At 71.7% G+C, this 23,344-nt stretch carries 21 protein-coding genes and 3 riboswitches; of the genes, 10 read left to right on the top strand and 11 right to left on the bottom strand.

Features of this window, described 5'->3' with window-relative positions:
- Positions 1-49 precede the first annotated feature (49 nt).
- The 3 genes from O7615_RS17395 to O7615_RS17385 are packed head-to-tail and all read right to left on the bottom strand — an operon-like array spanning position 50 to position 3,686.
- Positions 50-1,171, bottom strand: a complete 1,122-nt coding sequence (locus O7615_RS17395) for a bifunctional 2-methylcitrate synthase/citrate synthase (protein ID WP_278178724.1) — start codon at positions 1,169-1,171, stop codon at positions 50-52.
- Between the two features lie 47 nt (positions 1,172-1,218).
- On the bottom strand, positions 1,219-2,130 hold the full coding sequence (gene prpB / locus O7615_RS17390) for a methylisocitrate lyase (RefSeq protein ID WP_278178722.1): 912 nt from the start codon (positions 2,128-2,130) through the stop codon (positions 1,219-1,221).
- The gene (locus tag O7615_RS17385) at positions 2,127-3,686 is read right to left on the bottom strand and encodes an MmgE/PrpD family protein (protein ID WP_278178721.1); all 1,560 of its coding nucleotides are present in this window, start codon (positions 3,684-3,686) and stop codon (positions 2,127-2,129) included. The genes prpB and O7615_RS17385 overlap by 4 nt, the downstream gene beginning before the upstream one ends.
- Before the next feature lie 142 nt (positions 3,687-3,828).
- Between O7615_RS17385 and O7615_RS17380 the strand changes: the two genes are divergently transcribed.
- Positions 3,829-5,238 (top strand): short-chain fatty acyl-CoA regulator family protein, encoded by a 1,410-nt coding sequence (locus O7615_RS17380; RefSeq protein WP_278178720.1) that lies wholly within the window; start codon positions 3,829-3,831, stop codon positions 5,236-5,238.
- Positions 5,239-5,293: 55 nt separating this feature from the next.
- On the opposite strand, the gene O7615_RS17375 is transcribed toward O7615_RS17380, so the two are convergent.
- Positions 5,294-5,938 (bottom strand): TetR/AcrR family transcriptional regulator, encoded by a 645-nt coding sequence (locus tag O7615_RS17375; protein WP_278178719.1) that lies wholly within the window; start codon positions 5,936-5,938, stop codon positions 5,294-5,296.
- Between the two features lie 83 nt (positions 5,939-6,021).
- On the opposite strand from O7615_RS17375, the gene O7615_RS17370 reads away from it, so the two are divergent.
- From O7615_RS17370 to O7615_RS17335, 8 genes are all read left to right on the top strand, one after another.
- Entirely contained in the window at positions 6,022-6,771 is a 750-nt protein-coding gene (locus O7615_RS17370; RefSeq protein ID WP_278178718.1) for an enoyl-CoA hydratase/isomerase family protein, read from the top strand.
- On the top strand, positions 6,761-8,191 hold the full coding sequence (locus tag O7615_RS17365; RefSeq protein ID WP_278178717.1) for an AMP-binding protein: 1,431 nt from the start codon (positions 6,761-6,763) through the stop codon (positions 8,189-8,191). The genes O7615_RS17370 and O7615_RS17365 overlap by 11 nt, the downstream gene beginning before the upstream one ends.
- The gene (locus O7615_RS17360; RefSeq protein WP_278178716.1) at positions 8,188-8,592 is read left to right on the top strand and encodes a thioesterase family protein; all 405 of its coding nucleotides are present in this window, start codon (positions 8,188-8,190) and stop codon (positions 8,590-8,592) included. The genes O7615_RS17365 and O7615_RS17360 overlap by 4 nt, the downstream gene beginning before the upstream one ends.
- Positions 8,589-10,187 carry an amidohydrolase gene (locus tag O7615_RS17355; RefSeq protein WP_278178714.1) on the top strand — a complete coding sequence of 533 codons (1,599 nt, stop codon included), beginning with the start codon at positions 8,589-8,591 and terminating at the stop codon, positions 10,185-10,187. Before O7615_RS17360 ends, O7615_RS17355 begins: the two co-directional genes overlap by 4 nt.
- Positions 10,178-10,843: a GNAT family N-acetyltransferase gene (locus tag O7615_RS17350; protein WP_278178713.1), complete on the top strand. Its 666-nt coding sequence runs from the start codon at positions 10,178-10,180 to the stop codon at positions 10,841-10,843. Before O7615_RS17355 ends, O7615_RS17350 begins: the two co-directional genes overlap by 10 nt.
- Before the next feature lie 46 nt (positions 10,844-10,889).
- A riboswitch (cobalamin riboswitch) is annotated at positions 10,890-11,108 on the top strand.
- 125 nt (positions 11,109-11,233) lie between these two features.
- A complete protein-coding gene (thiI, locus tag O7615_RS17345; protein ID WP_278178712.1) occupies positions 11,234-12,550 on the top strand; it encodes a tRNA uracil 4-sulfurtransferase ThiI in 1,317 nt (438 codons plus the stop codon).
- The gene (locus O7615_RS17340) at positions 12,547-12,849 is read left to right on the top strand and encodes a hypothetical protein (protein ID WP_278178710.1); all 303 of its coding nucleotides are present in this window, start codon (positions 12,547-12,549) and stop codon (positions 12,847-12,849) included. Before thiI ends, O7615_RS17340 begins: the two co-directional genes overlap by 4 nt.
- A gap of 90 nt (positions 12,850-12,939) precedes the next feature.
- Entirely contained in the window at positions 12,940-13,908 is a 969-nt protein-coding gene (locus tag O7615_RS17335; RefSeq protein WP_278178708.1) for a MerR family transcriptional regulator, read from the top strand.
- 123 nt (positions 13,909-14,031) lie between these two features.
- Here the strand turns inward: O7615_RS17335 and O7615_RS17330 are convergent, their stop codons facing one another.
- From O7615_RS17330 to O7615_RS17300, 7 genes are all read right to left on the bottom strand, one after another.
- Positions 14,032-14,943 (bottom strand): ECF transporter S component, encoded by a 912-nt coding sequence (locus tag O7615_RS17330; protein ID WP_278178707.1) that lies wholly within the window; start codon positions 14,941-14,943, stop codon positions 14,032-14,034.
- Positions 14,940-16,565 (bottom strand): ABC transporter ATP-binding protein, encoded by a 1,626-nt coding sequence (locus O7615_RS17325; RefSeq protein WP_278178706.1) that lies wholly within the window; start codon positions 16,563-16,565, stop codon positions 14,940-14,942. The genes O7615_RS17330 and O7615_RS17325 overlap by 4 nt, the downstream gene beginning before the upstream one ends.
- Positions 16,562-17,815: a CbiQ family ECF transporter T component gene (locus O7615_RS17320; protein ID WP_278178705.1), complete on the bottom strand. Its 1,254-nt coding sequence runs from the start codon at positions 17,813-17,815 to the stop codon at positions 16,562-16,564. Before O7615_RS17320 ends, O7615_RS17325 begins: the two co-directional genes overlap by 4 nt.
- On the bottom strand, positions 17,808-18,752 hold the full coding sequence (locus O7615_RS17315) for a hypothetical protein (RefSeq protein ID WP_278178704.1): 945 nt from the start codon (positions 18,750-18,752) through the stop codon (positions 17,808-17,810). Before O7615_RS17315 ends, O7615_RS17320 begins: the two co-directional genes overlap by 8 nt.
- A complete protein-coding gene (locus O7615_RS17310) occupies positions 18,749-20,209 on the bottom strand; it encodes a prenyltransferase/squalene oxidase repeat-containing protein (protein WP_278178703.1) in 1,461 nt (486 codons plus the stop codon). The genes O7615_RS17315 and O7615_RS17310 overlap by 4 nt, the downstream gene beginning before the upstream one ends.
- 146 nt (positions 20,210-20,355) lie before the next feature.
- Positions 20,356-20,425, bottom strand: a riboswitch (cobalamin riboswitch).
- Between the two features lie 130 nt (positions 20,426-20,555).
- The gene (locus tag O7615_RS17305; protein WP_278178701.1) at positions 20,556-21,044 is read right to left on the bottom strand and encodes a hypothetical protein; all 489 of its coding nucleotides are present in this window, start codon (positions 21,042-21,044) and stop codon (positions 20,556-20,558) included.
- A 36-nt stretch (positions 21,045-21,080) separates the two neighbouring features.
- On the bottom strand, positions 21,081-22,124 hold the full coding sequence (locus O7615_RS17300) for a peptidase (protein WP_278178700.1): 1,044 nt from the start codon (positions 22,122-22,124) through the stop codon (positions 21,081-21,083).
- Between the two features lie 98 nt (positions 22,125-22,222).
- Positions 22,223-22,358, bottom strand: a riboswitch (cobalamin riboswitch).
- A gap of 579 nt (positions 22,359-22,937) precedes the next feature.
- On the opposite strand from O7615_RS17300, the gene O7615_RS17295 reads away from it, so the two are divergent.
- Positions 22,938-23,342: a hypothetical protein gene (locus O7615_RS17295; protein ID WP_278178698.1), complete on the top strand. Its 405-nt coding sequence runs from the start codon at positions 22,938-22,940 to the stop codon at positions 23,340-23,342.
- Positions 23,343-23,344 lie beyond the last annotated feature (2 nt).

Genomic DNA, 23,344 nt, shown 5'->3' with positions numbered 1-23,344 from the left:
CGTCGTGGTCCTGGTGGGACGGGGGAAGTCGTGGGCCTCGCGGGGTGGGTTAGGCCGGCACGGGACGCTGTTGTGGACCGGTGTAGGCGCTCAGCGGGCGGATGAGCACGTTGGCGCCGAGTTGCTCGGTGATGTGCGCGGTCCAGCCGGTGATCCGACTCATCACGAAGATCGGGGTGAAGGCGGGGGTGTCGAAGCCCATCAGGTGGTAGGCCAGTGCGGAGGGGTAGTCGAGGTTGGGGTGGATTCCCTTGCGGTCGAGCATCGCGGTCTGCAGCCTGGCGTACACCTCGGCGAGCCGGCGGATCCGGTCGTCGGCGTGGGTGGCGATCAGCTTGTCCAGGGCCGCCTGCATGATCGGGACGCGGGAGTCGCCGTGCTTGTAGACCCGGTGCCCGAACCCCATGATCTTGCGCTTGGCCGTGAGGGCCTCGTCCAGCCAGGAGTCCACCCGGTGCGGGTCGTCGATCTCGACGAGCATGTGCATGACCGCTTCGTTCGCCCCGCCGTGCAGCGGGCCCTTCAGCGCGCCGATCGCGCCGGTGACCGCGCTGTACAGATCGGACAGCGTTGAGGTGATCACCCGGGCGGCGAAGGTGGAGGCGTTGAAGCTGTGTTCGGCGTACAGGATCATCGTGGTCTCGAAGGCGCGCACCATGTCGGCCGATGGCACCTCGCCGAAGCACATCCGGAAGAAGGTCTCCGCGTAACCGAGGGTCGGGTCGGGCGGGATCGGGTCCTGCCCACGGCGACGACGCAGGTCGAGGGCGACGACGGTGGGCAGCTTGGCGAACAGCGACAGCGCCTTGGCGTAGTTGGCCGCCGGGTCGGACCGGTCCTCGGTCGGGTCCTGGGCGCCGAGGTAGGAAACCGCGGTGCGGAGCACGTCCATCGGGTGGCAGGTCTCGGGAAGCTTGCGCAACAGTTCCTGTCCGGTGCGGTCCAGTGACCGCTGGGCGGCCTCGGCGGCGCGGAAGTCGGCCAGTTGGGTGGCGTCGGGCAGGTCGCCGTGCCACAGCAGGTAGGCCACCTCCTCCCAGGTACGGGAGGCGGCCAGGTCCTGCACGGCGTAGCCGCCGTAGGTCAGCGAGTTGGTCTCGCTGATCACGGCGGAGATGGCGGTGGTGTCGACCACGACGCCGGCCAGGCCGCGATGGATGTTGGTGCTCACGGTGTCGTCCTCCGTGCTTCGGGGTGAGTCGTGGGCGTGCGCGAACGTCAGGCGTCGGGCGGCAGGGTGAACCCGGCGATGTCGGCGTCGAGGCGGCTGTACTCGTCGTAGTCGATGACCTCGTAGAGCCGGGAACGGGTCATCATCGCCCCGAGCAGTCCGGTGGCGGTGCCGTCGGCGGCGAGCCGGCGCAGGCCGGCCTCGACCGCGCCCATCGCCAGACGCAGTGTGGTGACGGGGTAGATGACCAGGTTGTAGCCGAGGTTGCGGAGCTGGTCGACGTCGAGGGTCGGGCCCTTGCCGAACTCTGTCATGTTGGCCAGCAGCGGCACGTCGACGGCGGACCGGAAGGCGGCGAACTCCGCTTCGTCGGCGAGCGCCTCCGGGAAGATCGCGTCCGCCCCGGCGTCGACGTACGCCTTCGCCCGCTCGATCGCACCGTCCAGGCCCTCGACACCCCGGGCGTCGGTCCGCGCCATGATCAGGTAGTCGGGGTCGCGGCGCGCGGCTACGGCGCCGCGCAGCCGGTGCACCATGTCCTGCGTCGGGATGAGCGCCTTGCCGTCGAGGTGTCCGCAGCGTTTCGGGTTGACCTGGTCCTCCAGGTGGCAGCCGGCCAGCCCGGCGTCCTCCAACCGCTGGATGGTGCGGGCCACGTTCAGTGGTTCACCGAAACCGGTGTCGGCGTCGACCAACGCCGGCAGATCGGTGCTCGCGGCGATATCCGCAGCCCAGCCGGTGACCTCGCTCAGCGTGGTCAACCCGATGTCCGGCAGCCCGGCGGCTGCGGACAACGCACCACCGGAGACGTACACCCCCTCGAACCCGGTCTGCTGGACCAGCCGAGCGGTCAGCGGATTGAACGCACCGGGCAGCCGAAGCAACTCGCCGCTGGCGAGACCGGCGCGCAGTGCCGCGCGTTTGGTGGTCACGCTGGTACGGGCGTAAAGGTAGGTCATCGGAAGATCCCTCCCGGCAGGGCGGCGTCGGCGCGCGCGATCGTCGTGTGGTCGACCGTGGGGAACAACGCCGGCAGTTCCCGTGGGGTGAGCTCGGCGAGGCGGGTGGCGGCGTCCAGGAACTCCTGCTGGGCGTCGGCGGAGACGACGCCGTCGGCGAGAGTGGTGAACTTACGCGCGTACGCCGGACGGTCGAAGGGCCGTGCACCGTCCGGGTGGGCGTCGGCCAGGGCGAGGGAGTCCTCCAGCACGGTGCCGTCGGTGAGGGTGATCACCAGTCGGCCACCGAACGCCTTCTCCGCCGGATCCGGGCTGTGGTAGCGGCGGGTCCACTCCGGGTCCTCGACCGTGGTGATCTTGCCCCACAGGGCGACGGTGTCGGGTCGGCCGGCTCGCTGCGGATCGTAGGAGCGGACGTGATGCCAGGCGCCGTCCTGCAACGCCACGGCCAGGATGTAGGGGATGGAGTGGTCCAGCGTCTCCCGGCTGGCGGTCGGGTCGTACTTCTGCGGGTCGTTGGCCCCGGAACCGATCACGTGGTGGGTGTGGTGGCTGGTGTGCAACACGACCGAACCGATCCGGTCCACGCCCGCGGCGGTGTCGATGCCGGGCAGCTTGTCCCGCATCGCGCGGGCGAGGTCGATCAGTGCCTGGGCCTGGTACTCGGCGGAGTGTTCCTTGGTGTAGGTGCGCAGGATGCCGCGCAGCGGCTCGCCGGGTGCCGGCAGCGGCACCGTGTACGCCGCATCGGGCCCGTCCAGCAGCCAGGCGATGACGCCGTCCTCACCCTCGTAGATGGGCGCCGGCGCACCCTCACCCCGCATCGCGCGGTCGACGGCCTCGATCGCCGCCTTACCGGCGAACGCGGGGGCGAACGCCTTCCACGAGGAGATCTCGCCCTTGCGGGACTGCCGGGTGGCCGTGGTGGTGTGCACGGCCTGGCCGATGGCCTGGTAGACCACCTCGGTGGGCAGGCGCAGCAGTGCGCCCAGGCCGCAGGCGGTCGCCGCGCTCAGGTGCGCCACGTGGTCGATCTTGTGCTTGTGCAGGCAGATGCCGGTCACCAGGGCCACGTGCACCTCGTAGGCGACCAGCAGGCCCCGCAGCAGGTCCGCGCCGCTGGCGCCGGTGTGCTGGGCGACCGCGAGCAGCGGCGGGATGTTGTCTCCCGGGTGGGAGTAGTCGGCCGCCAGGTAGGTGTCGTGGAAGTCCAGCTCACGTACGGCTGTGCCGTTGGCCCAGGCCGCCCACTCCGGCGACACCCGAACGGTGGGGTCAGCGCCGAAGATCGAGGCGCCGGGCGCCGCGGTGTGTGGTCGGGCCTGTGCGCGGGCCACCGACACCGGACGCCGCGACAGCGAGGCCATCGCCACCGCGGCGTTGTCGATCACCCGGTTGGCGACCATCGCCGCCGCGTCGGCGTCGAGGGGGGCACTCGCGGTGGCCAGTTCGGCCAACGCCCAGGCGAGTTGCCGGTCGCGGGGCAGTCGCTGCGCGCTGGGCGATACGCGTACGAGGTGATCGATCAACGGGGACTCCTCGGGCTCGGCGGTCACCCCGTCAGGCTCACGCGCCCGGATGGTCCACGTCGAGGCCCGGAAGATGCGTACTTTCCACCCCGGCACCAGCAGAACTGCAAATGTTGCAAACTTTGCAAGTGTTATATTCGCATCGAGTGTGGCGGGCGGGAGGCAGCGGGTGGCCAGCGGGAAGAAGCTCTACGCGCACGCCAAGCTGCGCCGGCTGCGCCGCGAGCACGGCCTCACCCAGGCCGACCTCGCCCGCCGCCTGGACATCTCCACCAGCTACCTGAACCAGATCGAGAACAACCAGCGCACCCTCACCGCCACGATCCTGTTGCGCCTAGCCCAGGTACTCGGCGTCGACCCGGAATACTTCGCCGACACCGACGCGGAGCGACTCAGCGCCGACGTGCGTACCGCCCTGGCCGACGAAGCCAGCGGCACGCCGGTCGACGCGACGGAGGTTCTCGAACTCGTCCGCGACTATCCGGCCGTCGCCCGCGCCCTGGTCGCCCTGCACCAGCGTTACCAGGACGCCGCCGGGCGCGTCGCTGCCCTCGCCGGGCCGACCGACGTCCCACCGGTGCTCGGTGAACCACACGACGCCGTACGGGACTTCTTCTACGCGCACTACAACCACTTCGATCCGCTGGACACCGCCGCCGAACTGCTCGCCAACCACCTGCGGCTGACGCCCGCCCGAACGGCCGAGGCGCTCAGCGAATACCTGCTCGATCAGCACGGCGTCCGGGTGGTCGTCACGGCTCCCCCCGCCACCGGCGAATCACGCCGGTTCGACCCGGCCAGCCGGGTGCTCTACCTGGCTGCCAACTACACCGACGGCCAACGCGCGTTCCAGCTGGCCACCCAGCTGGCGTTCCTCGAACACGGGCACCTGATCAGCGAACTGGCCGCCGATCTCGGGCCGCCGCCGGCCGCCGCCCTGGCGCGCATCGGCCTCGGCAACTACTACGCCGGCGCGCTGCTCATGCCCTACGGCGACTTCCACGCCCGGGCAGAGGAACTGCGCTACGACGTCGAACTGCTCGCCGGGCACTACGGCGTCAGCTTCGAGACCGCCTGCCACCGGCTCAGCACACTGCAACGGCCCACACTGCGTGGCGTACCGTTCTCCTTCCTACGCGTCGACCGCGCCGGCAACATCTCCAAACGGCAGTCCGCCACCGACTTCCACTTCTCCCGCCTCGGCGGCACCTGCCCACTGTGGATCATCTACGAGGCGTTCGCCGCGCCCGGGCGGATCCTCACCCAGGTCGCCGAGATGCCGGACGGCAAACGCTACTTCTGGCTGGCCCGTACCGTCACCCACGGCGGGCGCGGTCACCGCAGCCCGCGCAGCACCTTCGCCGTCGCCCTCGGCTGCGAACTCCGCCACGCCCACCGGCTCGTCTACAGCGACGGCCTCGCACTGGACGATCCCCGCACCGCCACCCCGATCGGCCTGGGCTGCCGCATCTGCGAACGCCGCGACTGCGCCCAACGCGCCCGGCCACCCGCCGCCGGCCGCCTGCTCATCGACGAGAACCGACGCACGGTGATCCCGTACGCGGTGGATCGCCGATAGCGAACGAGCCGGCCGCTCCAGCACCACAAACCGCGAAATCTCCCCCGGCGGCGCGCTATCCGGCGGGCTCCGGCCACAACTCGGCAACGAGCCGGTGCGCGTCCCGGGCGATGGCCATATCGAGGTCGGGGGCCGGCCCGGACACACCGAGCAGGTTGAGCGCCAGCTCGGCGTACCGCGCGGCCATCTCCTCGACGGCGAGCGACCCCTCCGGGTGATACCACCGGGCGACACCGCTGCACATCTCCAGCAGAGCCCGGCGCGCCACGTCCGGGGCCCGGAGGTGGAAGACACCGTCAGCCACACCAGCGGCGATCGCCGCCTGCCACAGCCGTTCGTAGCGGTCCCGCAACGCGATGATCTCGGCCCGCAGCGGCACGGAGAGGGCACGGAGTTCGTCGTCGACGACCCGGGTGTGCAACGGCCGGGCCGCGTGGGCCAGCACGTGGACATGGACCAGCCGGGTTACCCGCTCGACCGCACCGCCATCGACACCGACCCGGGTAGCCGCCTGCAGAAGCAGGTCCATGCTGGTCCGCATAATCTCGGCGAGCAGCTCTTCCTTCGTGCCCATGTAGTGGTAAAGCGTCGCGGTGGAAAGGCCGGCGCGTTGTGCGAGGTCGCGGATGCCGGTGCCGTGGAAGCCACGTTCGGCGAACAACTCCAGCGCGGCGGCTCGGACCCTGCGCCCCGCATCCATGCCCGCCCCCTTCTCGACGTGGGCAGACCCTACCGCACCCACTCCCGATCGACCGATCGATCGGTAGTGGTTAGAGTGGCGGTGTGGTGGTGGATTACGAGTACGCGGACCCGATCGCCCGGATCTGGCTGAACCGACCCGGTCGACTGAACGCGGTGGTGCCCGGGCTGGTTGACGGGATCCTGGCCACGCTGCATCGGGCCGAGGTGGATGGCGCGCGCACGGTTGTGCTCGCCGGGCGAGGCCGCGCCTTCTGCTCCGGTCACGACCTGAAGGAGCCACCGGACGGCGGAGACCTGTCGCAGGTCCGCGCACGGATCGACCGCATCCAGGAAGTGACCCGCCGGATCCGGGGGTACCCGGGCGCCGTCATCGCCGCCGTCCATGGCTACGCGCTCGGTGCCGGCTGCGAGTTCGCCCTCGCCTGCGACGTGGTCGTCGCCAGCGAGGACGCCGAGTTCGGATTCCCGGAGATCGGCGTCGGGCTCAGCGTGACCGGTGGGGTGTCCCGACTGCTGCCGCAGCTCGTCGGGCTGGCGAAGGCCCGCGAGCTGCTGCTGTTCGGCGAGCGGGTCAGCGCCACCGAGGCGCTGACCATCGGGTTGATCGGCCGGCTGGCGCCGGCCGGCGGGCACGAACGGCTCGCCGGCGAACTCGCCGCCGTCCTGGCGGGTCGGCCACCGATGGCGCTGCAACTGGCCCGACGCGCCCTTGACCTCGGCCTCGACGGGACGTTGGCGCAGGCGCTGACCGTCGAGGCCGACCACGCGCTGCTGACCACCTGCAGCGGAGAACACGCCGGTCCCCGTGCGGAGTTCGCGGATGGCCACTGAACCGCCTGGTGACCTGGTGGCGCTGATCCGCCGCGCCGCCCGGTGGTGGCCCGACCGGATCGCCTGGCGATTCGACCTGGCCCCCGCAGCCGTCACCTTCGCCGACGTGGAGAGGCTCACCGCCGGGTATGCCCAGGCACTACGCTCCCGCGGCGTCCGCGCCGGCGACCGGGTAGCGGTGATGCTGCCCAACGGACCGCAGTTTCCGCTGGTGTGGCTGGCGCTGGTGCGCCTCGGCGCGGCGATCGTTCCGATGAACGTCCGGTACCGCAGCGCTGATGCCGCGCACGTCCTGGCCGACTCCGCAGCGAGTACCGTCATCACCACCGGCCAGCACCGCCCGCTGTTCGAGGCTCTGCCCGACCCGCCGTCGGTCCAGCTCGTCGAGGCGCTGACCCCGGAAGACGGCTTCGCGCAGCAGCCGATCGATCCCGCCGCCCCGGTCAACGTGCAATACACCTCCGGTACGACGGGCCCGCCCAAGGGCTGCCTGCTGTCGCACCGGTACTGGCTGACCCTCGCGACCAGCCTGGTCGAGGAGTTCCCCCACCTCACCGACCAGGATGTGATGCTCACGGCGCAGCCGTTCAGCTACGTCGACCCGCAGTGGAACGTCGTGACCGCGCTGCTGGCCGGCGCCGAGTTGGTGATACTCGACGGCTTCCATCCGAGCCGGTTCTGGTCAGATGTCCGCCGCTACCGCACGACGTACTTCTACTGTCTGGGGGCGATGCCGACGCTGCTGCTGGCCATGCCCACGGGTCCCCGTGATCATGACCACCGGGTCCGTGTCGTGCAGTGCTCGGCGATCCCCCCGAACCGGCACGCGGAGTTGGAGCAGCGGTGGGGCGTGAAGTGGTACGAGGCGTTCGGCATGACCGAAACCGGAGCCGACATCCGGGTCGGTCCGCAGGAGCACGACGAACTTCGCGGTACGGGCTGTCTGGGTCGGCCGGCGACCCACCGGGAGGTCATGATCTCCGCCGACGGGGAGCTGCTGCTGCGCGGTCCCGGCATGTTCGACGGCTACCTCGGGCATCCACCACCGTGGCGAAACGGGTGGTTCCCCACCGGCGACCTGGCCCGCCTCGACGAGCACGGCAGGGTGTACCACGTCGGCCGGCTCAAGGACATGATCCGTCGTGGTGGGGAGAACATCGCCGCCGCCGAGGTGGAGCAGGTCCTGATGGACCACCCCCAAGTCCGGCTTGCCGCCGTCGTGGGCGTGCCCGATGACCTGCGCGGCGAGGAGGTCAAAGCCTATGTGGTGGGCACCGCCACCGTTGAGGAGTTGCGCGGGTGGTGCGGGCAGCGACTGGCCACGTTCAAGGTGCCGCGCTACTGGACGTTCTGCGACGACCTGCCCCGTACCCCGTCTGAGCGGGTTGCGAAGGCACAGCTCGACCGGAGCGCGCCATGACCTTCACCTTCGACAGTGACGTCTTCTTCGACGAGTTCGATCCGAACGGGCATCTGCACAACGCCCGTTTCCCAATCCACGTCGAGCGCGCGCAGTCGGCTCTGTTCGAACAGCTGGGCTTTACCGCCGATCGACCGGCAGAACGAGCCGCCGACCTCTGCTACGTCGTGCGGGAGCTGCACCTGGAGTTCCTCGCCCCGGTGACCGTGCCCGGCACCATGACGGTCGCCCTGACCGGCACCCGGCTCGGCACCACCAGCGCCGCCTACGCCTTCCGCTGCGGCACCGACCCGGTCTACGCCCACGGCCACCGGGTGATCGTGAAGGTGGATCCCGACACGAGACGGCCAGCACCGTGGAGTGACCGATTCCGCAGCGCCTTTCTGGGGACCCCGCGATGAGCGTGGCGGACCTCCTGCTCACCAACGCCCGCGTCATCACCGTCGACGGTCCGGACGCCACCGCGGTGGCGATCAGGGATGACCGGATCGTCGCTCTCGACGTGGTTCCCGCCCGACAGGTGATCGACCTGGCCGGGGCCACCGTGGTCCCCGGATTCCACGACGCGCACAACCACATGGCCTGGTACGGGCTCACCCTCGACGAGATCGACCTGCGGGTGCCCACCCTCCAGGCCCTGCTCGCCGCCGTCGCCGAACGCGCGGCGCACGCACCCGCCGGTACCTGGCTGATCGGCAGCGGCTACGACGAGAACAAGCTCGGCCGGCATCCGCACCGCGACGACCTGGACGCCGTCGCGGGCGAGCACCACGTGCTGCTCAAACACGTGTCCGGGCACATGTGCGTGGTCAACTCCCCGGTGCTGCACCGCCTCGGCCTGCACCAACGGGCGCGCGTGGTAACCGGCGGGAGCGTGGTCACCGACCGCGCGGGCAGACCCACCGGCCTGCTGCAGGAGCAGGCGCAGAACCTGGCCCACGAACTGGTCCTGCCCTACCCCATCGATGCGGTGACCACCGCCATCGACCGGGCCAGCCAACAGTTTCTGCGGGAGGGCATCACCAGCGTGGTCGAGGCCGGCATCGGCGGCGGCTGGATCGGTAAGAGTCCCATCGAGCTGGCCGCCTACCAGAACGCCCGGGAGCAGGGCCGGCTGCACGTACGGACCGAACTGATGGTCGCGGCCGACGCGCTGCATCCGCTCGCCGGTCACCCGGACGACGACATCAGCCTCGGTCTGGACCTCGGCATCCGTACCGGCTTCGGCGACGACAATCTGCGCCTGGGTCCGATGAAGATCTTCCTCGACGGCTCCCTGATCGGCCGCACCGCGGCCCTGACCCAGGCATACACCGACCTGCCCGGCCAGACCGGGTACCTCCAACAGGACGAGGCCCGGTTACGCGCGACCATCCTGGCCGCACATCGCAGCGGCTGGCGGATCGCCGCCCACGCCATCGGCGACGCGGCGATCGACCTCGCACTGGAGGCCTACGCCGAAGCTCAACGACAGCAGCACCGCCCGGACGTACGTCACCGCATCGAGCACTTCGGCGTGGCACGGCCGGACCAGCTACGCCGTGCCGCCGCCTTGGGGGTGGTGCCCGTACCCCAGGCGCGCTTCGTGACCGAGATCGGTGACGGGATGCGGCAGGCACTCGGAGCCGATCGGGTGCCCTGGGCCTACCGGCTGCGGTCTCTGCTCGACGCCGGGATGGTCCTGCCTGGCAGCTCCGACCGACCGGTGGTCACGGGCGCACCACTGCGCGGCATCCAGTCGATGGTCACCCGCCGTACCGCGTCAGGAGTACCGTTCGCAGCCGAGGAAGAGATCACGGTACGGCAGGCGCTGCGCGCCTACACCCTCGGTTCCGCGTACGCATCCCGCCAGGAACACCGCACCGGTTCCCTCACCGTCGGCAAGCTTGCCGACCTGACCGTACTCGGCGACGACCCTACGGCGGTCTCGCCCGATCGCATCGCGGACATCCCGGTGCTCCGTACGATGATCGGCGGCACGTTCCGATGGACCTGATCCCGGCCGACAGCCTCGACGGCGTCACCCTCGCAGACGTCGAGGCCCTCTACACCAGCAGCTTCCCGGACAGGTTGCGGGCACCGTTTCCCGACTTGCTCCGCGACGACGTGACCGTGGCGGTCATCAACGGCACACTGGCCGGGTTCGCCGTTTCCCGCGACCTCGCGCACACTCCGTGGGTGTTCCTGCGCTACTTCACCGTCGCGGCCCGCGGCCGTGGGCTCGGCACACAGCTGTGGCGACGGCTGTGCCGCAGGTGGGCTGCGCATGGCCGCAGCTGGGTGCTGCTGGACGTCGAGGATCCCGACGAGCCCGGAATCGACCACACCGACCAGACCCTGCGGCACCGGCGCGTCGCCTTCTACCGCCGACTGGGCGTCCAGGTGCTGCCGATTCGGGACTACGCGCCACCGCATCAGACGGCAGCGCATCCGCTGCGGCTGCTCGCTGCCGACACCCGCGCGGCGGCAACTGCGCCGCTGCACACTGCGCACCTTCGTGACGTCGTGCTCACCGTGTACCGGCACCGATACGGTCTGCCGGCAGACGATCCGATCGTGCACCGCACGTTGCGCTCCAGCGGTCTGCTCGACACTCCGCATCCTCAGCCGAACGGCGACATCGCAGACCGGGCCCGTCGAACCGGCCCGTGACGGCGATACCGTTCCAGTGGCGGTCGGTCCGCCCGGTCCGACACGATATCCTTGCCTCGCAGCCGGTCCGCGGTGGCATCCAGTCATGGCGGCGCAAGAGGGAACCCGGTGTGAGTCCGGGACTGCCCCGCAGCGGTGAGTGGGAACGACCGCCGTCGAAGACACTGGGCCCGATCCGGGTCTGGGAAGTGACGGCCAATAGGAACACCGGGTCCCCCGGTCACGCCCACGAGTCCGAAGACCTGCCCGCTGCCCACATGCACGAGGCATGTGGCGGACTCGGTGACCTTCGAGGGCGGGTCGACCATCAGCGTCAGCACGCTATCCGTGCTGCGCTCGATCGCGCCCCCTCCCCTGCCGAGTCCCTGCGGCTCGCAGAAGGAGACCACGGTGCATGCGTCATCGATCCGAGAACACACCCCGCCCGGCAACGGCCCGGCGACCAGCGCTAGCGGACAGCACTGTCTGCTGCTCAAGCACGGGGAGATGTTCCTCAAAGGCCGCAACCGGAAGCGATTCGAAGATCGCCTCGATGCGAACCTGCGCGACGCGCTACGCGACATCCCCGCTCCGGTGCGGATACGCACCAGACCCGGCGTCACCGTGGTGCGAGGAGCCGTCAACCAGCCACAGCTACTCGACCGGGTGCGACGCGTCATGGGCATCAGAAACATCCACCCCGCTATCGAAGTACCCGCGGAATGGGACGACGTCGCCAACGCCGCCGTCGCGCTCCTGCGACCGCTTCGGGTCACCGCCCCAGCACTTACCATCGCAGTTCGCGCACACCGGCGGGACAAGACGTTCCCGATGACCTCCAGCGAGATCGCGGGGACGCTCGGGCACCACCTCTGCCGCACCACCGGCGCCACCGTCGACCTCACCACACCAGATGTGCAACTCACGGTAGAGGTAGCCGAACGGCGCTGCTTCCTGTCGATCCGACGCCAGCGCGGGCAGGGCGGTCTGCCCGTCGGCACCAGCGGACGCGCACTCGTGCTGCTCTCCGGCGGCTACGACTCACCCGTCGCTGCCCACCGCGCCATGCGCCGTGGCCTGCGCTGCGACTTCGTGCACTTCACCGGCGCGCCCTACACCGGCCCGTCCTCCGCCTACAAGGCCTACGCGTTGGCTCGGGAACTCAACCGCTACCAGCCGCCGGGCCGACTGCACATCATTCCCATCGGCTCCGCGCAGAAGATGCTCGCCCTCGCCGGTACTGGCCGCTTCCGCACCATCGCCTACCGGCGACTCATGCTGCGGGTCGCCGACGCCCTGGCCAGCAACACGCCGGCACAGGCTCTCGTCACCGGCGACAGCCTCGGCCAGGTGGCCAGCCAGACGGTGACGAACCTCGCCACCGTCGACGAGGCGATTCGCAGGCCCGTGCTACGGCCGCTCATCGGCTGGGACAAGGAAGAGATCATCCAACAGGCCCGCACCATCGGCACTGCGGACATCTCCTGCCTACCCGACGAAGACTGCTGCCAACTTCTGGCCCCGATCTGGCCCGCCACCTCATCACACCCGGACGACCTGCGCCGGGCCGAATCCCGCCTCGACATGCAGTCCGTGGTCGAGAAGCTGATCGCCGACGACCACTGCGTACGCCCACAGCCGTACGGGCCCGCCGCCCATCCTCCGGGGATCCGGGCCACGCAGACGCCCGGCACCCCTGTTCCGCCCGACGAGCGGAGCACCCGATGAGCAAGCCCCTCCGACCCCGGCGCGCGACGATCGATGGCGAAGACCTCATCGTGCTGCCGGTGGCCGACTATGAACGTCTCGCCACCGCGCGACGGCAACTCGGGGCACGCGAAGCCCGATTCCGTGGCCTGACCGGCCAGGTCCGGGCCCTGACCAGCCTGCTCGCCGACATCCAGCAGATCCTTGTCGACACACCGGCCTGCTGCGAGACCCACCGCGATATCGACAGTCAGATCGGCGACCTGCTGCGCTCGCAGCGATTCCCACAACCGGCGCCCACCCCCGAACCGAAACGATGAGTCCGTCCACATCCATACCTGTCCGACCACCGAGACTGCCACTCCCGTCAGCTACGGGACCTGGTCAGTGACCATGTGGCGGGGGCGCAGGTGAACGACGACCAGCCTCGTCAGCCCACGCCGGCAACCGGCCGGCAGGACACCCCGGCGCCCCACGATCCTGACGTCCGGATCGAATCGGGACTACCCGCCGGGGCACTGGCCCGTCGGCTCGGTGTGGCACCCACCACCCTACGCTCCTGGCACCAGCGGTACGGGCTCGGACCTACCGGCCACCGAGCCGGCCAGCACCGCCGCTACACCCCACACGACGTAGCCATGCTCACGGTGATGGCCCAGCTGACCGCGCGTGGCCTGTCCGCCGCCGAAGCCGCCCACCGGGCCCGCCGGCAGACGACACTGCCACCGGCCGACCACCCTGCCGGCGACCCCCGCACCCAGGCCGCCGCCCGCGGTGTCGCCCGCGCCGCTCGCCGCCTGGACGTGCTCACCCTGCGCGAGACGTTGACAGCCGCGGTCACCACACACGGAGTGGTGCACACCTGGCACACCCTGGCCGGCCCCGCCTTCACACACATCAGCCGAGCCCGATACGGCGAGCCACGCAGAGCGCTCACCCGCCGCGTGCTTGCCCGCTGTCTGAGCGAGGTCTTCGCCGCCGTACCCCGGCCTCCCGCCGGGTCGCCGGTGCGGGTCCTGCTCGTCGCCGTCGACGACCGCCGCGACACCGTCGCCCTGGACGCCCTCGCCGCTGCGCTCGCCGAGGGCAAGATCGCCTCGATCTACCTGGGAGCCGGGCTACGCCCCGCGACGCTCACCGACGCGGTCGGCCGCAGCCGACCTGCCGCCGTCGTGGTGTGGAGTCACGCCCGGCATCCGCGCGCACCCGAGATACTCAGCACGCTCACCGGCATGCCGGGCTGGCGGCCCACCCTTGTGACCGCCGGGCAGGGTTGGCCACCGCAAGCCAACCCGCCCGCCGGGATAGTGGGTCCCTGCCTCAGCCTCGCCGACGCGGTGGCAGCCGTTGCCGGTCTGACCGGAAGCGGCGCGGGCTGAAAATCGGGAAAGGACGAGCGCATGACCGCGTTCGTCGTTCACCCCTATCGTCCGATCGACGAGCAGCAAGTTCTCGCCACGGGCCGCTCCGGTCTCCTGCCGCTGGCGTCCATCGCTGTGTCGCTATTGCGCGGGCGGCTTGGGCGGCGGGTTGGCGTCGATTGCCGCAGCCGGCTGGTCCCCGATCCGCGGGCCGGAATCGACATCCGGCGCGGGCGGGAGCGCGGCGGGCGCCGGTGTCGTGGCGAAGGTGACTGGTGCGTTGAACGCGGCCCGGCGGGCGGCGCGGCGGAGTGCGGCCAGGACGGCGGGTCCGACCAGGGTGATGGCGGCGGCGGTGGTGATGGCGCGGCCGGTGTCCCAGCCGAAGGTGGAGGTGATAGCGGTGAACAGGGCGAAGCGGTGCAGGTTCTCCAGGACTGGCGCGCCGGCGACGTAGGAGAGTTGGGTGTCCGCGCCGATACTGAACGGCCAGAACCAGAGGTTCATCAGCAGCCCGTAGCCGTAGGCGGCGACGGTGCCGTAGCCGGCCAGCATGGCGATCTCGGCCCGGCCGCGTGGCCGTGCGGGTAACAGGCCGGCGCCGAGGCCGACCCAGGCGGCGGCCAGCATCTGGAACGGCAGCCACGGCCCGACGCCGGCGGTGAGCAGGGCGGAGGCGAACAGCGAGGTGGCGCCGAGCAGGAATCCGAAGCCTGCTCCGAAGACCCGGCCGGCGAGGACGAGGAGGAAGAACACCGTTTCGATGCCGGCGGTGCCGGGGCCGAGCGGGCGTAGGGCGGCGTTGACGGCGGCCAGCACGCCGAGCATCGCCAGGGCCTTGCTGTCAATGCCACCGGAGCTGAGTTCGGCCAGTACGAGGGCCAGCAGGACCGGGAGTACGACGATGAAGACCAGTGGCGCCTCGGTGGTGCGGGCCATGGTCTCGGGTTGGGCGGGTACGAAGAACGGCCAGGTGAAGGTGGCCAGCGCGGCAGCGGAGGCGAGGATCAGGATGACGGCGGTGCGCGGGGCGACCCGCAGGGCGGTCGTCATCCCCGTGCCCCGAGGCGGTTCAGCGCGGCGGTGACCTGGTCCACGGTGAGCCAGGGTTGGGGGGCCAGGACCTTGGCGGCCTGGGGAGCGAAGGCGGGTGAGGCGAGCATGACCTCGGCGGCGGTGCCGTCGGCCACGATCTCACCCTGAGCCATCACGACGATCCGGTCGGCGAGGCCAGCGACGAGTTCGACGTCGTGGGTGGCGACCATGACCGCTCGGCCCTCGGTGGCCAAACGCTGGACGATGGCGGTGAACTGTCGTTTGGCGAGGTAGTCCAGCCCTCGGGTCGGCTCGTCGAGCAGGACGACCGGTGGGGCGGCGGTGAGCTGGACCGCGAGCGCGAGGGCCAGGCGTTGCCCTTCGGACAGGTCGCGTGGGTGCTGGTCGGCGGGCAGCCCCGGGGTGAGGTCGTCGAGCAGCGCCCGGCAGGTGCCGGCGGGGGCGTCGGCCTCGCGGTCGGCCTGCGTGCACTCGGCGTTGACCGTTTCGAGGTAGAGCAGGTCGGCCGGGGTTTGCGGAACCAGCCCCACCTGGCGGCGGGCACGGCCGGCGGGGAGTGTCTTCGGGTCGGTGGCACCGTCGGGGCCGGTGACCGTGCCGCCCTGTCGGGGTCCGCTGCCCTGCAGCGCCCAGAGCAGGCTGGATTTTCCGGAACCGTTGCGTCCCATCAGGGCGACGATCTGGCCTGGGTGCAGATCGAGGTCGACGCCGGCCACGGCGACGGTGCCCGGGTAGCGGACCACGACCCGGCGGGCGGTCAGCACCGGGGCGCCATCCGGGTGCGGCTTTACCGGGGGTGGCGCGGTGTCGGCGAGCCGCTGCCGGAGATCCGTCGCGTGGCGGCGGGCGTCGCGTACGGACAGGGGTAGGGGTATCCAGCCGGCGACCCGGCCCAGTTCCACCAGCGGTGGGGCGATGTCGACATCGGCGAGGACCGCGGCCGGTTGCCCGTCGATGACGGTGCCGTCGCCGGGCAGGTACAGCAGCCGGTCGGCGTACTGCACGACGCGTTCGAGGCGGTGTTCGGCCACGACGACGGTGACGCCGAGGTCGTGGACCAGGCGGGTGACGGCGGCCAGGACGTCCTCGGCGGCGGTGGGATCCAACGCGGAGGTCGGTTCGTCGAGGACGAGCACCTGCGGGTGGCTGGTGAGGACCGCGCCGATGGCGGCCCGCTGCTGCTGCCCGCCGGAGAGGGTCCGCAGCGGGCGGTCGCGCAGGTCGGCGATGCCGAGCAGGTCGAGGGTCTCCTCGACGCGTTTGCGCATGACCGCCGTGGGAAGGGCGAGTTGTTCCATGCCGTAGGCGAGTTCCTCTTCGACGGTGTCGGTGACGAAGCCGGCGAGGGGGTCCTGTCCGACGACACCGACGACGTCGGCGAGATCGCGTGGCGGGTGCTGGCGGGTGTCCCGTCCGTGCACGGTCACGGTGCCGTGCAGGGTGCCGCCGGTGAAGTGCGGTACCAGCCCGTTGATGGCCCGCAGCAGGGTCGACTTGCCGGCACCGGTGCGCCCGGCGACCAGGCACAGTTCTCCCTCCGGGATGTGCAGGCTCACGTCGCGCAGCATCGGTTCGCGGGTCTCGGCGTAGTGGACGGTGACACGGTCAAACTCGATCATGGCTGCACCTCCGGCTGCGTGGTGGCGCGGCTCGGCGCGCTGCGGGTCGAACCGTCCGGCGGCGGGGCGAGCGGCGGTCGCGGAGCGGAGTGCGCCGCGGATGTCGGCGGCGGTGCCAGCCAGGCCGGCGCCACGGCGGCCACCACGGCGAGCACCATCAGCGGGGTCAGCTCCGGCCAGGTGAGCGGGCTGACCGGCGGGTAGAGCCGCGCCGGGTCCACCGATCCGGCCGTCATCATCAGCGCCGCGGTGACCAGGCCGCAGCCGGCGACCGCGAGTTCCGCGACCCGCCAGCGGTCCGGCCGGTAACGGCTGCGCCGCACCTGACGGCCGGCCAGCAGCATCCCGACCACTGCCGTCGCCAGTCCGGCGAACAGCATCGGCAGGCCGAGGTAGCCGGGCGCGGTGCCGTCGAGCAACCCGTACGTGCCGACGCAGACGCCGACCAGGCCGGCGAGCACCAGTCCGCCGGTGAGTGCGCGCTGGCCGGCCGGGATCGCGGCGGTGCGGCCGTAGCCGCGCGAGTCCATCGCCGCCGCCAAGGCGAGCGATCGGTCCAGGGCGTCGGCCAGCACGGGCAGGGCGATGCCGCGTAGCGACCGCAGCCCGTGGCCGGTCGCGCCGCGCAGTCGCCGGGCCCGGCGTACCCGCAGCACGCTCTCGACCAGCTGCGGGGCGACCGACAGAGCGACCACCACCGCCGTGCTGACCGCGTACAGGGCACCGGGGACGGCCTTGAGGAGGCGCTTCGGGTTGGCCAGGGCGTTCGCGGCGCCGAGGCAGACGAGCATCGTCGCCAGGCGTAGTCCATCGTAGAACCCGCCGAGGAGTTGTTCGGCGGCGACCGGCCCGAACAGTCGGATGCCGGCCGTCCAGGCCGGCAGCGGTATCTCCGGCAGGTGCAGCAGGACGTGGTCGCCCTGTCCGCCGCCGAGGACGAACCGGAACACGACCCGCATGGCCACGATCACCGCGCCGAGTACCAGGTACATCCGGAACGCGAACGCCCAGGGGGCGTCGCCACGGCGGCGGACGACCACCAGCGCGGCGGCGGCGATGAGCATCGCCAGGGGCAACGGGTTCGTGGTGTAACTGGCCGCGGTCGCCAGACCGAGCGCCCACAGCCACCAGGCGCCCGGATGCAGTGCCCGGGGCAGCCGTCCGGCCGCCACCGTGGCGAGCGGGGTGGCTGGCGGTGCCGCCGGTGCCCGCGGGGGCACGCCGTTGCCGGTGGTGGCCTGGTCAGTCATCCGGTTCGGCGGTCCGCCGGCGACGTGCCGCGACGATCCCGCCGCCGGCGAGGGCGACCAGCAGGAGCAGTCCGGCCAGGGTGCCGAGCGGGAGTCCGCCGCTATCCCGGGTGGCGGTGACCTCGGTCGCCGGGAACGACTCCGTCGGCCCGGCCGATGACGCGGCGGCCGGGGCGCCGAGCGGTGGGGCAGTCTCCACCGGCCTTGACGCACCGGTCGGCGGGGCAGGTGGGCTACCGACCGGGGCCGAACCAGCTGGGTCGGCGGACGGCGGCACCGTCACGCCAGCCGGCGTGGTGGCAACCGGTGCGGCGGGTGCGCCGACAGTCGGTGGCCGGGAGGCCGGCGACGATGGACGGGGTGGGGGCGCCGGTGCCGAGGTGCGGGGCGGCGGTGCCGGCGCGGACGTCGGTGGCGGCGGGGCGGACGTACGGGGCGGCGGTGGCGCTGGCCGGTTCGGTGCCACCGCTGGCCGAGGTGCGTTGTCGGCACTGCGGTTGAGGGAGAACGACCAGCCTTCGAAGCTGCCCGCCGGTGGCTTGCGGTTGAGGACACCCCTGTCGCTGTACGCCCAGGTGCCGCCGTTGGGCGCGTGCCAGTACGACCAGTAGGCGCTGGCCGGTGGCGTGTCAACGCATTTCTCCGCGCTGGCCGTGGGTTTGCCCTCGATCCGGCAGATGAACCCCTCGCCCCAGCGCAGCGTGCCGGCGATCTGGAAGCCGGCGTTCTTCAGCGCCGCCAGGCCGGTGGCCTGGTCGCCGGGGGCGCATCGGACGACCGTGCCGCCGCCGAGTTCCTTGAAGTCCACGACGACGGTGACGCCGTTGGCGTCCGGGCAGTAGCCGGCGCTGCCAGCGGCGGCCGGTCCTGGTCCGACGAGAATCCCGGCGGCGGCGAGGACGAGCACGAGCACGCCCCGGGTAGCCCGGGCAATCATGTGGCTCGCCGCCGTCCGAGGAGCAGCAGTACCGCTCCCCCGCCGACGAGCAGCAGCGCGGTGAGCGCGTACGCGCCGATCGCCGCGCCGGTGGTCGGCAGGCGGCCCGGCCCGCCTGCGGCGGGGCTGGTGGCGGAGGGGGTGGGAGTCGGCGTCGTGGCGGTGGGCGAGGGCGGTGGGTCGCTTGGGGAGGCGCTCGGCGTCGGGCTGTCGGTGGGCGAGGCGGTCGGCGTGGGCGAGGCGGTCGGGGTCGGTGAGCCGGTGGGCGTGGCTGACCCGGTCGGCGTCGGCGACGCGGTGGTCGACGGGGTGGGTTCGCCCGAGGGTGGTGGGTCGAGGCCGATGCGGCCCAGCGGCACCTGGGCCAGCCCGAGCAGCGCCTGCGCGGTGGCGCGGCGCCACTGGTCCCGGAGGTGTTCGGCGATCCCCGTGCTGACCGCCTCGGTCAGCGCCTCGGTGTTGTACGCGATGGCGCCGGCGTCGGCCGCTGCGGCGCCCCCGTTGCCGGCGGTGAGCTGAAGCGCCGCCAGGGCCTCGGCGGCCCGTGCGGCCTCGGTGTCGCGGCCGGCCGCGGCGAGGGCCTGCCCGGCGAGGCCGGTGCTGTTGGAATTCGCGCCGCTGGTCGGCCCCGAACCGCCGAACGACCCATCGACGCTTTGTTGCGCCACCAACCAGTCGGCGCCGCGCCGGGCCGCGTCGTCCGCGCCGGTGGCGCCGCTTGCCAGCAGCGCTTGGACGGCCATCGCGGTCGAGTCGACGTCGAGCGTGGCGTTGGTCTGGGCATCGCAGGACGGCGATGGTGCCCCGTCGGCGTCGGGGTAGAGCCGGAAGCCGCCGGCGGTGCATTGCTGTCGGACGAGGAAGTCGACAGTCTCCTGCGGCACGCCGCCGCTGCGGGCCAGACCCAGCACCGCGAAGGACTGGTCGAAGGTGTTGCTGGGGTCCGGCCCCGTCGCCTCGCTGGTCCGGCTGGTGATCCGGCCGTGCTGGTGACCGGTGTCCGCCCCGGCGATCAGCGCCAGGGTCTCCGCGCGCAGGTCCCAGCCGCCGAAGTCGGTGGGATCCGCGTTGGCGGCGGAGGCGGCGTAGAGCAGTTTCGCGGTGGCACCACCGTCGGTAAAGCCCTCGATGCCCCAGTCGTCGTAGCTGTTGTAGGACCGCACGTGCGCGGCTATCTGCGCGGTCGCCGCCCGCTGGGTCGGTGCGGCCACGCCGGTGGCGGCGAGGGCGAGCAGGCCGTCGATGCTCAACCCCCAGTCCTGGGCAGCGAACGGCCCGGGCAGTGCGCCGTCGGCGTACTCGCCGGCGAGCCAGGACGCGGCGTCACGCGCGGCGGCGGCGTGGGCCGGGGAGGATGCGGCCGCCCCGCCGAGGGGTGTGGCGGCGACGAGGGCGAGCACCGTGGTGGTGGCGACGCCGAGACCGGCGCCGACGCGCCGGAGCGGGAACCTGGGCATGAGGGGTGCCTTTCGCAGAGCGGTCGGTGAAAGCTCCGAAAGGCACCGGTGACGGCATCCGCTCGCGTGACCGCGACGGCCGCCGACCCCGGATGTCCGGACTCCACCCTGTAAACCTCGACAGTGGAAGCCGCTCGTCCTGTCCGGGGCATTCCGGCTCGCGAGACACGTCTCGCTCACGGTTGCGGGTCAGCGCCGGCTTCTACCGACTTCCCCCCACACAGGACGTATCCAGTTGTTCACCCGACGCACCGGGTGTCGACACCGTACCGCCCGGTCGCCTCACGACACCAGCGCGGCGGTCGACACCCGGCACACATCACGGCTCACGCAGGTTACACGCAGGTCAGGGCGCGGTGATGCTGGGTGCCGCGCCAGCGCCGAAGGACCAGCCCTCGACCGTACCCGGCGCCGGGTTGTAGCTGGTCGCCCCCAACGTGCTGTACGTCCACGCGGCACCGCTGCCGGAGGCGTGCCAGTACGACCAGTACGCGCTGGCCGGTGGCGTGTTGATGCAGGGTTCCGTCGCGGCGGTCGGCTGTCCGTTGATCCGGCAGATGAAGGCCAACCCCCACCGTTGCGTACCGGTCACCGCGAAGCCGGCACCCTGCAGGGCAGCCAGCCCGGTCGCCGGGTCACCGGGAGCACACGCCACCTGGACACCCCCGCCGAGCGGGCCGTAGTCGACCACCACGGTGACCCCGGAGGTACCGGGGCACGCGGCAGCCTGCGCAGCCCGGGGAGACGGCTCGACAGCGATCAGCCCTACGGCGACGACGGCGGCCGCCACCAGGCCGGCGAGCCACCGGCGGACGGGATGCTGGACACGGGACATGGACACTCCTTCGGTGGGACGGATTCTTTCGGGTGGTCAGCGGCAGGGCAGGATGGGCGCGCCGGGAGTCGCGGTGGCGGCGGAAAGCCGGGCGTATCCGGTGCCGGTCAGGCCGAGGACGGCCTGGGCGGTGGCGCGGGTGGCGGTGTCCGGGTCGAAGGCGCCGCCGTCGAAGTCGACCGCGCCCCGGTCGGCCACCGGCGCGGCGCAACCGACCTGCAGACCGGCCAGGAAGACGCGGGCCCGCAACCAGGCCAGTGGCCTACCGCCGTCGCGCAGCGCCTGTGCCGCCAGCCCGGTGCTGTTGGCGTTCGCGATCCCGCCGGCGTTGGCGAACCCGCCGTCGACGTGCTGCACGGACACCAGCCAGCGCAGGCCCGCGGCGGCGTCGGCCCACCGGCCCGCGGCCCGCAACGCCTGCACCACGACGGCGGTGGCGTCCACATCGGAGACGCAGACCGGCTGCGCCGGCAGCAGCGGATAGCCGCCGTCCGGGCACCGGGTACCGGCCAGCCACCCGGCGGCGACCGCCGGTACGCCCTGGGCGGTGCGGTCCAGCGCGAGGAGCGCGAACGACTGGCTGAACGCGTTGCTGAAGTCGCCCCACGCTGACCGGTCAGTGAACCGGCCGCTGGGCGTCTGCAGCGACAGCAACCGGGCGACGAGATCCACACCGCCGACGTCGGTCGGGTCGCCACCGCGTACCGCCACGGCGAGGGCCAGCTTGGCGGTCGCACCCGCGTACGCCTCCGGGGCGCTGTCGCCGACATACCCGTCCCGGACCTCCGGTCGGCTGACCCAGGCCAGAGCCCGCGCCCCGAAGTCGTCGGCGACACCGGCAGCGGCGAACGCGAGAACCGCGTCGAGAGTCAGCCCCTGGTCCGGATACGCGACGCCGTCGAAGACGGCCTCGAAACGTTCCCCGTCGACCAACTGGCGAGCCAACCAGCCAGCAGCCGCGTCCGACCGAACCGCACCGACCTGAACGGGTGCGGCGATCGCCGGGGTGGTGAGAGTGAGAGCGGTGAGCACACCGCAGAACAGGGCGAGCAGGCGGTACCGGCTCAGGCGGACGACCATCGGAAGCGCCCTTTCCGGCCCGGCGGTCGTCAGAAACCCGGCCCACCCGGACGGGTACGACGGGCCGGCCTCCGACCCGTGGGCCACGACGGGTGAGAAGCAGGACTCGCGGGCACGGCAGGTATTCGGGCTCGCCACCAGGGATACCCCCGGCGGCCCACCGTTGCGGGCCAGCGCCGGACTTCGACCGGACTTCCCCCACACGCACACGCGGCTGTTCAGTTGTCGCGCCAGTCTCGTCCGCCTCCAGAGCCGCTGTCAATCCGCGACCGGACGCGTACAACATGCAAGGCGAACCAGACGTCCGGTCGCCTCGACCAAGGTCGTCCTGTTTTCCGAACCCGAAGCTGTGGCCCGGTCATGAACTCGACCGGCCCCGGCTGCCGTGAGCCGCGAGCGTGGCTGGATCCTCGGGTTCCTCGATTTTTGGTGGCCGCGACACTCAGGCCGAACCCGGGCGCCGAACGAACTCGCGGCCCTTCAGGCAATCTCCCGCGTGTTCCTCGGATCCGGCGCCGTCGAGCGCTGAAACCCCGGGATGCAGCCCAGCGTGCGAGCGTGGGCGCCGCCTCGGGCTCGGCGCACCGTGGGCAACGTGCACGAGATCGCCCAGCGGCAGGCAGCGCGTCCCGGACCGGGTGACGGCGGCCAACCTGAGGCGGCGCTACACCGGTGCCCACCGCGCCGGGTTCGGCCCGGCGTCCGGCCACTGGCCCACGTCAATGACGCTGTGCGACGAACTGAGGCTGAGACCAGCTCGTCCTTGGTGTGCGGCGCCGATAAGCGGATGCCACAAGGATGATCGTTGGAGTGATGTTTCATCACGATCAGTACGGTGTGGTGGTGACGGGCAACCGGGTCGTTAGCCAAGGTAAGCGCCTCGCGTGGGGTGCCGGGCTTCTCGTGCTGGGTGTGGTGCTGTACGGGCTGGCCCGGTCCTTGCATTCCAACGATGTGCTGGACGGGCTTGACAAGATCTTCGGCGTCGTCGGGGGCGCGGCCGGCTTCCTCGGGCTCGTCCTGACCGTCCGGGCGATACGGCCTGATGGTGGCCCTGCCGACACTCGTGGCGGGCGTGCGGAGCCAGCGGCGTTGGACGGGCTCGCCGCCGCGGTGGAGCAGGTGTGGCGCCCGGAGCTGCGCCGTCGCCGGCTCGCCAACCCGCACCCGTTGCCCGTCGCCTGGACCACGATCGGCCCGCTGATCGCCGATCACTGAGC

The organism is Micromonospora sp. WMMD1082, from assembly GCF_029626175.1.
GTDB lineage: Bacteria > Actinomycetota > Actinomycetes > Mycobacteriales > Micromonosporaceae > Micromonospora.
This window is presented reverse-complemented; position numbering and strand designations above follow the sequence as displayed.

What these genes read in the sequence shown, in the direction of transcription:
- prpB (WP_278178722.1), bottom strand. Translation starts at nt 2,130, where the DNA reads ATGACCTACCTTTACGCCCGTACCAGCGTGACCACCAAACGCGCGGCA.
- O7615_RS17375 (WP_278178719.1), bottom strand. Translation starts at nt 5,938, where the DNA reads ATGGATGCGGGGCGCAGGGTCCGAGCCGCCGCGCTGGAGTTGTTCGCC.
- O7615_RS17365 (WP_278178717.1), top strand. Translation starts at nt 6,761, where the DNA reads ATGGCCACTGAACCGCCTGGTGACCTGGTGGCGCTGATCCGCCGCGCC.
- O7615_RS17360 (WP_278178716.1), top strand. Translation starts at nt 8,188, where the DNA reads ATGACCTTCACCTTCGACAGTGACGTCTTCTTCGACGAGTTCGATCCG.
- O7615_RS17355 (WP_278178714.1), top strand. Translation starts at nt 8,589, where the DNA reads ATGAGCGTGGCGGACCTCCTGCTCACCAACGCCCGCGTCATCACCGTC.
- O7615_RS17350 (WP_278178713.1), top strand. Translation starts at nt 10,178, where the DNA reads ATGGACCTGATCCCGGCCGACAGCCTCGACGGCGTCACCCTCGCAGAC.
- O7615_RS17340 (WP_278178710.1), top strand. Translation starts at nt 12,547, where the DNA reads ATGAGCAAGCCCCTCCGACCCCGGCGCGCGACGATCGATGGCGAAGAC.
- O7615_RS17330 (WP_278178707.1), bottom strand. Translation starts at nt 14,943, where the DNA reads ATGACGACCGCCCTGCGGGTCGCCCCGCGCACCGCCGTCATCCTGATC.
- O7615_RS17325 (WP_278178706.1), bottom strand. Translation starts at nt 16,565, where the DNA reads ATGATCGAGTTTGACCGTGTCACCGTCCACTACGCCGAGACCCGCGAA.
- O7615_RS17320 (WP_278178705.1), bottom strand. Translation starts at nt 17,815, where the DNA reads ATGACTGACCAGGCCACCACCGGCAACGGCGTGCCCCCGCGGGCACCG.
- O7615_RS17315 (WP_278178704.1), bottom strand. Translation starts at nt 18,752, where the DNA reads ATGATTGCCCGGGCTACCCGGGGCGTGCTCGTGCTCGTCCTCGCCGCC.
- O7615_RS17310 (WP_278178703.1), bottom strand. Translation starts at nt 20,209, where the DNA reads ATGCCCAGGTTCCCGCTCCGGCGCGTCGGCGCCGGTCTCGGCGTCGCC.
- O7615_RS17305 (WP_278178701.1), bottom strand. Translation starts at nt 21,044, where the DNA reads ATGTCCCGTGTCCAGCATCCCGTCCGCCGGTGGCTCGCCGGCCTGGTG.
- O7615_RS17300 (WP_278178700.1), bottom strand. Translation starts at nt 22,124, where the DNA reads ATGGTCGTCCGCCTGAGCCGGTACCGCCTGCTCGCCCTGTTCTGCGGT.
- O7615_RS17295 (WP_278178698.1), top strand. Translation starts at nt 22,938, where the DNA reads ATGTTTCATCACGATCAGTACGGTGTGGTGGTGACGGGCAACCGGGTC.